At 35.8% G+C, this 10980-nt stretch carries 12 protein-coding genes; 8 read left to right on the top strand and 4 right to left on the bottom strand.

Annotated features, from left to right (window positions below; translation table 11 throughout):
- Positions 1-199: 199 nt before the first annotated feature.
- From CJ191_RS06590 to CJ191_RS06580, 3 genes are all read right to left on the bottom strand, one after another.
- On the bottom strand, positions 200-1306 hold the full coding sequence (locus tag CJ191_RS06590; RefSeq protein ID WP_102199343.1) for a peptidylprolyl isomerase: 1107 nt from the start codon (positions 1304-1306) through the stop codon (positions 200-202).
- A gap of 116 nt (positions 1307-1422) precedes the next feature.
- The gene (locus CJ191_RS06585; RefSeq protein WP_102199342.1) at positions 1423-1785 is read right to left on the bottom strand and encodes a YtxH domain-containing protein; all 363 of its coding nucleotides are present in this window, start codon (positions 1783-1785) and stop codon (positions 1423-1425) included.
- A gap of 2 nt (positions 1786-1787) precedes the next feature.
- Positions 1788-2222, bottom strand: a complete 435-nt coding sequence (locus CJ191_RS06580) for an HIT family protein (RefSeq protein ID WP_070467374.1) — start codon at positions 2220-2222, stop codon at positions 1788-1790.
- 201 nt (positions 2223-2423) lie between these two features.
- Between CJ191_RS06580 and CJ191_RS06575 the strand changes: the two genes are divergently transcribed.
- The 4 genes from CJ191_RS06575 (at position 2424) to trmB (ending at position 6092) form a co-directional block, all read left to right on the top strand.
- The gene (locus CJ191_RS06575) at positions 2424-3170 is read left to right on the top strand and encodes an ABC transporter ATP-binding protein (protein WP_102199341.1); all 747 of its coding nucleotides are present in this window, start codon (positions 2424-2426) and stop codon (positions 3168-3170) included.
- Positions 3157-4404: an ABC transporter permease gene (locus CJ191_RS06570; protein ID WP_102199340.1), complete on the top strand. Its 1248-nt coding sequence runs from the start codon at positions 3157-3159 to the stop codon at positions 4402-4404. Before CJ191_RS06575 ends, CJ191_RS06570 begins: the two co-directional genes overlap by 14 nt.
- A gap of 139 nt (positions 4405-4543) precedes the next feature.
- Positions 4544-5362 (top strand): phosphotransferase family protein, encoded by an 819-nt coding sequence (locus tag CJ191_RS06565; protein WP_102199339.1) that lies wholly within the window; start codon positions 4544-4546, stop codon positions 5360-5362.
- An 88-nt stretch (positions 5363-5450) separates the two neighbouring features.
- Positions 5451-6092 (top strand): tRNA (guanosine(46)-N7)-methyltransferase TrmB, encoded by a 642-nt coding sequence (gene trmB, locus CJ191_RS06560; protein WP_102199338.1) that lies wholly within the window; start codon positions 5451-5453, stop codon positions 6090-6092.
- 198 nt (positions 6093-6290) lie between these two features.
- Here the strand turns inward: trmB and CJ191_RS06555 are convergent, their stop codons facing one another.
- The gene (locus CJ191_RS06555) at positions 6291-6638 is read right to left on the bottom strand and encodes a hypothetical protein (RefSeq protein ID WP_070467366.1); all 348 of its coding nucleotides are present in this window, start codon (positions 6636-6638) and stop codon (positions 6291-6293) included.
- A gap of 332 nt (positions 6639-6970) precedes the next feature.
- On the opposite strand from CJ191_RS06555, the gene ytpR reads away from it, so the two are divergent.
- From ytpR to CJ191_RS06535, 4 genes are all read left to right on the top strand, one after another.
- Positions 6971-7606, top strand: coding sequence for a YtpR family tRNA-binding protein (gene ytpR, locus CJ191_RS06550; RefSeq protein ID WP_257994140.1), 636 nt, complete (start codon positions 6971-6973; stop codon positions 7604-7606).
- Positions 7607-7664: 58 nt separating this feature from the next.
- Positions 7665-8528 (top strand): hypothetical protein, encoded by an 864-nt coding sequence (locus CJ191_RS06545; protein ID WP_246819018.1) that lies wholly within the window; start codon positions 7665-7667, stop codon positions 8526-8528.
- Positions 8521-9864: a UDP-N-acetylmuramate--L-alanine ligase gene (murC, locus tag CJ191_RS06540; RefSeq protein ID WP_070467360.1), complete on the top strand. Its 1344-nt coding sequence runs from the start codon at positions 8521-8523 to the stop codon at positions 9862-9864. Before CJ191_RS06545 ends, murC begins: the two co-directional genes overlap by 8 nt.
- A gap of 82 nt (positions 9865-9946) precedes the next feature.
- Entirely contained in the window at positions 9947-10924 is a 978-nt protein-coding gene (locus CJ191_RS06535; protein ID WP_102199336.1) for a magnesium transporter CorA family protein, read from the top strand.
- Positions 10925-10980 lie beyond the last annotated feature (56 nt).

Below are 10980 nucleotides of genomic sequence, written 5' to 3'. Positions count from 1 at the left end.
TCTGCAGAATATACTTTTCTATTCATAAAAAAATCCCCTCTAAAGCAGACTTATTTTATTAAGTGTCTACTTTAGGGGGAGCATATCATTTTAGTCATCAGTCCTATATATTGTAGCGCCATAACAACTTATAGTAAAAGAACAGATCAAAAAAGCCATCCGAATTCGGATGGCTTTTCATTTAGGTATATTCATTCGTTTATTCAGCAGAAGATTCCGATTCACTAGAACTTGCTTCTGATGAGGCAGAAGATTCAGTTGAAGATTCTTCAGAAGAGGATTCGCTAGAAGATTCTGTAGATTCAGAGGCATCATCGCTTGATGCTGCAGATTCGCTAGCCGCAGATTCACTTTCAGCAGCAGCAGACTCAGCTTCAGCATCCATAGATTCTTGCTCTTCATCTGAGATGATTACATCATCTAAAGCTGTCTTTAAGTCCTTATCTTTAATATCGACATTGTGCGCTTTTAGAATATCAGAAACGATACCGGCAACTAATGTAGAATCTGTTAATTTATCAGCAGTAATTGATTCTTTTAATTTATCTTTTTCTTCTTCTAAACTACCTTTTTCAGGTTTTTCGTCCATTTTAATGATGTGGTAACCAAAGCTTGTTTCAACTGGTGTAGTTGTATATTCGCCTTCCGCTAATTCTTCAGCTGCAGCATAGAATGTTTCATCTAAACCAGAGTCTGCATCTACTTCACCTAGAGAACCGCCCTTTTCAGCAGTTGCAGTATCGGTTGAGTTTTCTTTTGCTAATTCCGCAAAGTCTGCACCGTCATCTAATTGTGCAATCAAGTCTTTCGCTGTTTCCTCATCTTCAACTAAGATATGTGAAACTGTGAATGGTGGAGTATACTCATCATAAGCGGTTTGAATTTCTTCATCGGTGATATCGATATATTTAGCTACAGATTCACTCATTAGCTTATAGTAGTATACTTGATGTTCGTAGTCCTCACGGTCAGAGAAACCAGATGATGCTAAAACAGAATTGAAGGCATCTTCTCCACCATAATTAGCGATAAGGGCTTCAACTTCAGTTGTTGCTTCTTCGGTCAATTCTTTAGCGCGATCTTCACCGACTTCATTAACAAAAACTTCTTCCATAATCAATTCTTGTAATACAGTATTACCGTATGTTGATTTTAATTCTGCTTGTAATTCTTCGTTGGTCACTTCTACACCATCACCAGTTGCAACAGCGCTTGAACCGTCACCTGAACCAGTTGAGCATGCTGCAAGGGCAAAAGTACTTAATAAGGCAATTGAAGTAAGTTTGAACTTCTTACTAATATTCATTTTCTTGATTCACTCCTGTCAAAACTTCATAATACAAGTCTTAATATAGCATATCAAAAAAGCAATACACAATGATTCAGAAGATTAATCAAGAAAACTTCATATTTAATGCTAGATTAATCATTCGTATGCTCATCGTTTGAACGAATGTCAGCGGCAGATAAGTCATGCTGTAATTTTGCCACTTGTTTTTGGATTTCAGAAATTTGTGGTGTAGTAGATTGATTGAAATCGTTCAGCGCAAGGGTAATTTCATCGCGAGCAATTTTTGCTGAGGATAATCCTTGTTGGGCTAAATCTGTTACTGCATTTTGAGCTTGTGCGATTGAACCAGTTAAATCATTGGTTGCATAAGTGACATCGTCAAAATAATTCTTTAAACGCTCTCTATTTTCTGTACCAGAATGAGGTGTTTTTAATAAGGCATAGCCCGCACCTGCAACAGCACCAAATAGGAGACCAGTTATAAATTTTTTCATTATTATCCCTCGATTTGTTGGTTGATAGTCTTGGCAATATTACTTAAGTCTTTGTCTGAGTATGTGCCTTCTTCAGCTGGTTCCCATTTTAAGCCGAAGCCATCTTTTTCTCCGTTGTATCTAGGAATTAGATGGACATGTGAGTGGAATACAGATTGATAAGCCATCTCACCATTATTATTTAAAATATTTAAACCTTGCATATCTGGGTAGGCATCTTTTAGGGCATTCGCAATTAAAGGAATCCGTTTAAAGACAGCGCCAGCATCATTTGAAGAATAACCAAAGATGTCTTGAATGTGTTTCTTAGGTACAAGTAAGGTATGACCTTTTGTCACTTGGCTCATATCTAGGAAGGCCATAACTACTTCGTCTTCGTAGACCTTATTTGTTGGGATTTCTCCGTTTGCAATTTTACAGAATATACAATTATCCATGAATAGTCCTCGCTTTCAATAATAGGCTAACTTTCGCCATAATAATTCATCGCATTTATTTATAAATAATGGTAAATTAAAGGCTATAATTATATTAATTTTAACATAAATGATGGGAAGGGAACAATTTCAGTGATATGCTAAATTGGAGTTGATCTATTCGACATTTAAAGACAAAGTGAATTAAAAGGGATGAACTTAATGACATTAACAGTTAAAGGACTTACAGGAGGCTATTCAAGTCAACCTGTTTTAAAAGATATTGATTTTAATATTCAATCAGGTGAAATTGTGGGACTTATCGGATTAAATGGTGCTGGTAAATCAACCATTATTAAGCATATTATTGGTTTGATGCGGCCAATGAAGGGCGAGATTTCAATTGATGGCCATCAATTAACAGACGATGCTGATGTGTATCGTCAAGCCTTCACTTATATTCCTGAAATGCCAGTATTATATGAAACGTTAACGCTAAGAGAGCATATTGAATTAACTGGGATGGCTTATGGATTAAGTAAGGAAGAGGCGCTAAAGAATGCGCAACCGTTACTAGAAAATTTCCGTTTGGATAAAAGGCTAGATTGGTTACCTATACACTTTTCAAAAGGGATGAAGCAGAAGGTAATGATTGTTTGTGCTTTCTTAGTAGATACTTCATTATATGTAATAGATGAGCCTTTTCTTGGATTAGATCCGATGGCTATTCATGATTTTATAGACCTACTAAAGGCGAAACGAGAAGATGGTGCTTCGGTATTAATGACTACGCATGTTTTAGCAACAGCTGAACAGTATTGTGACCGTTTCTTATTCTTAGCGGATGGGGAATTAGTAGCAGCTGGAACACTAGATGAAATTCGTCAACAATATCAAATGCCAAAAGCAACGTTAGATGATTTATATTTGCGTTTAGCAAAGGGGGCAGATGATCATGCATCTGCTTGATATCTATCATAAGCGCCGAGAAGCGGGTTATCATTTATTTTTTAAAAATGCGAAGTATATTTTTAATGATCACGCTGTTATTGTGCTTTTCTTTTTATTTGGGGCTTTAGCTTATCAATACTCAAATTGGTTATCTACATTATCTCAAGGTCTAGTCGGTATTTGGGTACATTTACTTTGGGCTTTGATCATGACAGTGGGCCTTCTCTTGACTGGTGTTGCTTCTCATATTATTGCTAGTGACTTGGTCTTTCTATTACCTATAGAATCTAAATTTAATGAGTGGTTTCGCTCAGCTTTAAACCACTCGTTATTATTACCAAGTATCATCACCATTTTATTGGTGGCTGGATCATACCCGTTATTGGTAATGATGGCGGGGTATTCAATTGTTGAATTGCTGGTGTTAGCGGTCATTCTTATTTGTTTTAAGTCAGCACATCTAAGTATTATTCTTGAAAGTTGGCGTTATACAAATCAGCGTTTGATTCAATTTCATCTAGTAATGCTTTATTTTGTGTTATTTATAACAGTACTTTTAGCTTCTTATGTTACGCCCTATCTTTGTTTAGCTATCGCTTTAGTATATTTGATTGTAGTTCATTTTACTGGTATTCAGCCTTTCTCAGAGGAAAAGAAGGGCTGGCATTGGCATAAGCTTGTTTCTATGGAACAAAATCGCCAGCAACAGATTAAACGTGGCTTAGCCTTATTTGTCAATATGCCTCAAGATGCTGTATCTAGTAAACGTCGCAAGCATCTAGACGGACTAATTAAAATAATGAATCGTAGTGATAATCCATATGCTTATCTGTATAGTCGAGCTTTTTGGCGGTCAAGTGATTATTTCCCTCTATGGTCCCGTATGACTTTGATAGGGATATTATATTTGATATTTGTCACAAATAATCACTGGTTGAATATACTAGTGTTATTACTAGTTCAATACTTTAGCCATTTTCAAATTTTACCGATGGCTAAGAAAATAAACCAACATATTTTATTACAGGTCTATCCAATTAATCAAAGTTCACAACTTACTGGATTTAAACAAATGATGATGCAACCAATTTGTACGCAAATTGTATTATTTTTAATTGCAAGCATATTTACACATGACTGGATTTTTACTGGCACATTATTACTTTCAACCATTATACTCGGGTTATTCTTCGTTTATTTTTATCTAGCGCGCTTTATGCGTAACAAAGAAAAAAAGGTTAGAATACGCTAAGTTAGTTGACTAAGTAAGGATTTCCAACTAAAATAACTAGTACTTAAGAAAAAAGGAGTAAGCATCTCAAAAGGGAGTCGCTGCTCACTTTTTTCATTTATACAGTGAAGTTTTATGACTTGGGTAAACGAGAGGAGGAATGGTTTTGGAATACAAATTTGATCGTGAGTGGATTCTTGAACCTATTGGAGGCGATACTGGCCAAGCTTATGTTGGCTATAATGATGCCAACGATGAACGTGTATTTCTAAAACGAAATTCTTCACCTTTATTAACGATCTTGTCAATGGAAGGTTTTGCACCCAAGTTGAAATGGACTAAGCGCGAAAGTAGTGGGGATATTATGACGGCCCAGGATTGGGTTTATGGTAATGTCTTATCACATTTTGAAGTAGCCCAATTGCCCGTTGTAAAATTGATGTATCGTTATCACCATTCAGATAATCTATACAATATGTTAGTGAAAATTGATGGTGATGTTTATGAACCAGAACGTTTTTTACAAGATTATCAAAGTAATCTATCAAAAGAATTACGTAACCACCACTTCTTAACTTGTGTGGAGAATTGTTTGTGGGACACGCGTCATTTAGTTGATGGTGCACGCAAAACGGTATGTCATGGGGACTTAAACCGTCGTAATTTTATTCGTGCTGAGGATAACCAATTGTATCTAGTAGACTGGGAAATGGTTAAAATTGCTGATCCAATATTAGATATCAGCCAGTTATTGGTACAATATGTTGACTTTAAAAATTGGGATGCTTGGTTTGATTTATATGGATTACGTATTACGTATGATATTTATCAACGTATTGAATGGTACTCCATGTTAAATCTCCTGAATATGATCAAAAAAGATTATCAAGAGAACCGGATGATGGCCATGAACCATAAGATATTAAAATTAAAACATATATATAATAACCGCTACCTACAGGAAGTAGGAGAAATGTAACAAGTGTCAGTCAACTGAAAGGGACCGGGCCTTCCGGTCTTTTTTATTGGAATGAATCATACTAGATAGTTTTGATGAGGAGGAAAATATGCGTGTAAGAAATAAGCCATGGGCAAAAGATGCTATGGCAAACCATAGAGAATATGTCATTTTAGAACCAGAAACGATGCAAGGAAAATGGCAAGCAGAATTTAATAATGACCATCCTATTCACTTAGAGGTGGGGACTGGAAAAGGACAATTTATTATTGAGATGGCACGCCGTTATCCAGATATTAATTTCATTGGTCTTGAACTACAAGAGTCAGTTTTAGTGATGGCAATGGAGAAAGCTTTGAAAGGTGAAGTACTTCCGAATCTACGCTTTATTTTAGGAAATGCCCTTGAATTATCTAATTATTTTGAAGACGGAGAAGTTGCTAAGTTATACTTAAATTTCTCTGATCCTTGGCCAAAAGCACGGCACGCTAAACGTCGCTTAACTTTTAAAACATTCTTAGACCAATATAAACATGTATTAAAAACAGATGGATTATTGCAATTTAAAACGGATAATCAAGGTTTATTTGAATATTCACTCACCTCAATGTCTCAATATGGGATGGATTTCTTAGAAATTTCATTGAACTTGCATGAGTCAGATATCGAGGGTAATGTACAAACAGAGTACGAAGAAAAATTCTCGGCCCGGGGTTTTAGAATCAACTATATGTTAGCAAAATTCAAATAAAACGATGTGCTAATGCCGCTTAGAATAGATAAGTTGGACAAAAATCAAGTAATGCTGACTTTTTAGCAAAGTAATCAAAATGTAGTGATATATAATAGGTCAATCTACTAGAAGAAGCCAAATATCATTACGATTATAAGATAACAAAAAGAGGATGTGACCTTTACGTCACATCCCCTTATTTATATGCGATAACTTTTATAACTTATAAAAGTCTAAAAAGTTACCTGTTTTTGGATCAGCCATAAATTCATATTGAACCAATTCATTGTCTTCGGTTCGTGAAATCCCACCGTAGAAAACTTCTTGTTTTTGCCCAAAGCGTTCTGCTTCGATTGGTTGTAATTCAATCCAAGAACCTTCAATGGTACCTGGGTCAGTGAATAAGGCTTTCGCTTTTTTTAGGACATCATTACCATCCACTTTTTTAGAGTGGTCAGATACTAAAGCACCTACAACACCACCGATAACTAAACCGCAACCAAATAGGAAGCTAGCTAATAGGATATCGTTACGTTTATTTTGCAGTTCGTATTGATTAGACATATAATCGCTCCTTTATTGTCTGAAGGTTGAATAAGTAATACTATTTCGATAAGTGATGATATATGTATTATAACAATCATAGTTAACAAAATATAGTTTGACCTACTAGGATAATGGGATTGTGAAAATTGAGGCTGTATAAATGGTATGATTTGAGCCTCTTTATTAATATTTGCACTTTTATTACTATGAGTATATAATTTAGTGGAATATGATACTTTTTAATAGGACATTACCAGTCTAGTTGATGACTAGGCTTTTTTATTGGTTACTGTCGTAAGTTTTATTTAATCCTATATTAAAATGGATATATGAAGGAGATTTTAACGAATATGTGGATTAGTATATATAACCGAGATGGCGTCGGTGACGTGATCATGTTTTCAAAAGGCACATTAGCGAGAAATCGTATTGCAACTTCAACTGTTGGCGATGTAACGCGTATTTATAATAGTGAATCAAAAGAAACCATGGGTTACAACATTCAAAATATTTCTAAACTAATATCAATCGAAGGAAAGGGACGAGTACACTTAAGTCAAACACAACTAGATTTAATCAACCAATCGCTTTATGAGCAAGGTTTTGATACCATTCCTTTCAATGATAATCCACGTCTAGTTGTGGCTGAAGTATTAGAGGTGAAAGTTTTAGAAGGTTCTGACCACTTACATATCACCCAAACAAAAATTGGGCCGGATGAAGTTGTACAAATCGTTTGTGGTGCAGCTAATGTCCGTGAAGGAATGTTTGTTGTAGCAGCCTTACCGGGTGCTGTCATGCCAAATGGACAAGTCATCTGGGAAGGTGAATTGCGCGGCGTTCCAAGTTACGGTATGTTAACTTCTGCATTTGAATTAGGCGTTGATCCTGAACATGAACGAAAAGGTATCCTAGAAATTAAAAATGACGTGCCAGTTGGGACATCATTTGATAAAATTAATAGTGAGCATTTCGTTGATGCCTAATGAGATATTAAGTAACCTCATAAATAAATAATACATGTAAAGTGTTGGGGGTGAGTAGTTGCGTCAAGAGCATGACAAACTGAGACATTCTAAGGACAAATGGCAGCGAATAGAAGAGAGAACGAATAATCAGCTTGAGCATTTTGTGCCATTTTATTATAAGGAGAATAATGCTTTGTTACATGAGAAAAATAACAATCCAATTACTTTCCCCAACTACATGAACTGGTATAACCAAGGGGAAGATGCATCTTCTAGAAGACAAATCCCGCCTAAAAAGGCATACGATGCGAATAGAGAAAATCAAGACCCCCAACAGATGGCTTACTATCGATCCGGGCAAGATCACAAACAACGCCATCAGTCGTCATATGGGCATTTTAACTATGGCCGGCAAGACTCTTCAAAAACAAGATTAGCTAATGATTCAGCTGATCAAGAAGTATTTAAGGCAGTGAATGTTGACAACAAGCGTCAACAAAAGTTAGATCGGTTACGTCAAGAGTTGCAGGAGTATCAGGATTATCAGTTCCGTAGACCTTTTCAACCTAGTGAATTGCCGTCAAATTGGACGAGTAGTCGTCAGGATGCTAAAATTGCCCGATCTAAAGGGAGAAGCCAATTTCATTTTGAAGAAGCTATTTCTGAACCTAAAGGATTTCAAGAGAAGCGACAAACAATGCCGATTTCAGAAGCATCAACTGAAAGAAAAACTATGCCCAAACGTGGACATTTAAACCGAGGTTTAAAAAGTATTATGGCAGATGAACCAGGGGTTAGCTTTCACCAGCCTGGAAAACAAGCAAAGTCAGGACATTATTCTTATTTTCCAGGGAAAGATCAGTCAGAAAATACCCCATATTTAAGAAATAAACAAGCAAAGTCTAATCGAGGAAATGGAGATTTAAACGAGAATGAATAAAGAATTAACGTATCACTTCACTGGGATTAAGGGTTCAGGTATGAGTGCCTTGGCCTTAATCTTGCACAATATGGGCTATAAAGTTCAAGGTTCTGACCAAGAAACTTATTTCTTTACCCAACGAGGTCTAGAAAAAGCAGGAATTGAATTATTACCTTTTAATGCTGATAATATTCAACCAGGAATGTTTGTGATTTGTGGTAATGCTTTTGGTGATGACCATCCCGAAGTTGTCCGTGCTAAAGAACTCGGTCTCGATGTGATGCGTTACCATTTCTTCCTTGGAGAATTAATTAAAGATTATACGAGTGTGGCGATTACGGGTTCCCACGGGAAAACATCTACTACTGGTTTGATGGCACATGTGATGCGAGGTTTACACCCTACAAATTTCTTAATCGGCGATGGTACTGGTGCAGGGCAAGAGGATGCTGAATACTTTGTATTAGAAGCAGATGAATATCGTAAACACTTCTTAGCTTACTATCCAGATTACGCGATCTTTACGAATATTGATTTTGACCATCCAGACTATTATGAAAATATCGATCAAGTATTCGCAGCTAATACTACTTTTGCACACCAAGTGAAGAAAAAGGTAATTGCATACGGTGGTGATGCTTACCTTCGCCAATTTGCAGATCAATCTGATTTAGAGGTTTGGTATTACGGTCTTGAAGGTGGCGATAACCATATCGTTGCTTCCAATGTTGATTTAGCGACTGACGGTTCTCATTTCGATGTGCATGTGATGGGTGAATATTATGGTCATTTTGATATTCCAACATTTGGTGAACATAATGTGATGAATGCTTTATCAGTGATTGGTTTTTGCTATTTTGAAAATTTCCCAGCTGATCGGGTTGCTGAAGAATTACGGACTTTTGGTGGTGTAAAACGTCGTTTCTCAGAAAAGAAAATTGGTGATATGACTTTAATTGATGACTATGCACACCATCCGTCAGAAATTAAAGCGACAATTAACGCTGCTCGTCAAAAATATCCAAATAAAAAAATTATTTCTGTTTTCCAACCACATACATTTAGTCGTACAATTGCACTAATGGATGAATTTGCGGGTGCTTTGGATTTATCAGATGATGTTTATTTATGTGAAATTTTTGCTTCTGCCCGTGAGAAAGATAATAAACAAGTATCTGTTACTGACTTAGCAAATAAAGTGACTAAGCCTGTTGAAGTATTGCCGTTGGAGAATGTATCGCCATTATTAGACTATGACGATGCTGTCATGATCTTTATGGGGGCTGGCGATATTATGAAATTTGCTTATGCATATGAAGAGCTTTTGGCAGATAGCCAATCAACAATTCACTAAAATATAATAATTAGAAAGGTCGGCTTTGTGCTGGCCTTTTTGTAAATTGCTTGGGATGATATATAAGGTGGTGGAACGAAAAATGGTTTATCGAAAAATTTTACAATTTGACCAAGAAGAACGATTTCAAGATGTTTTAGCGAATGATGTCAACGCTTTAACCTGGTTACATTATGAAAATCCAGATAAAGTAGAAGTTAGGAAAGTGCTAGAAGACTATCATTTACCAGTTCATTTTGGCGAATATATTTATGACCAGTTTGAAACTTCTTGGATTGAGTATTACCGTAATGAAGCGGGAGAGTTATTTACCTATATCATCATTCAGTATCCATACGGTCATGAAGTGATTAGTGAAAATACTTATCGTACAGCACCATTAGTGATTGTAATGGGGACAGATGTCGTAATGACGTTTATGAACCATACCAATGTGCCGTTTATGCTAGATATTCAACGATTAAATTTTCCATCTGATTTTCCATTAACTTCTTCATATGCTTTTGTGATGTATATGTTTTATAAAGTAGCTCAAGCGCATATTGATGCAGTTACTAATATACACGGACTAATCAAACAAGCTGAGGAAGAAGCACGTCACTCTACTAAGAACAATGTATCATATGCCTTAATTAATATAAATAAAGGACTAGTATATCTTTCTACTGCTGTTCATCAAAATGCGAAAACATTGGATAAAATCAATCAGTATTTCACCCGTATTGAAAAGGATACCCGCTACCATGAACGGGTCTTAAATAGAGTACAAATAGAAATGAATCAAGCTAAAACAATGATTGAAAATGATATGTTAGTGGTTAATAAATTAAATGATATGTTATCAAATGTCATTTCAAACAATCTAAATGATGTCATGAAACGATTAACTGTCATTACAATTATTATGACGGTACCAACTATTACAGCAGGCCTTTGGGGAATGAACGTGGCACTACCCTTGGAGGACAATATTCATGGTTTTTCAATCATTTTAGTAGGATCAGTGATTTTATCAGTGATTATTTACTGGATTATCGAAAGAATGGATTTGTTTAAATGATATGAGAAGGTATAATTTTTTTGAAAAGTAGTGTTTTACCTATCGCGTCGTCGCTA

The organism is Aerococcus viridans (assembly GCF_002871935.1).
Lineage (GTDB): Bacteria > Bacillota > Bacilli > Lactobacillales > Aerococcaceae > Aerococcus > Aerococcus viridans_B.
This window is presented reverse-complemented; position numbering and strand designations above follow the sequence as displayed.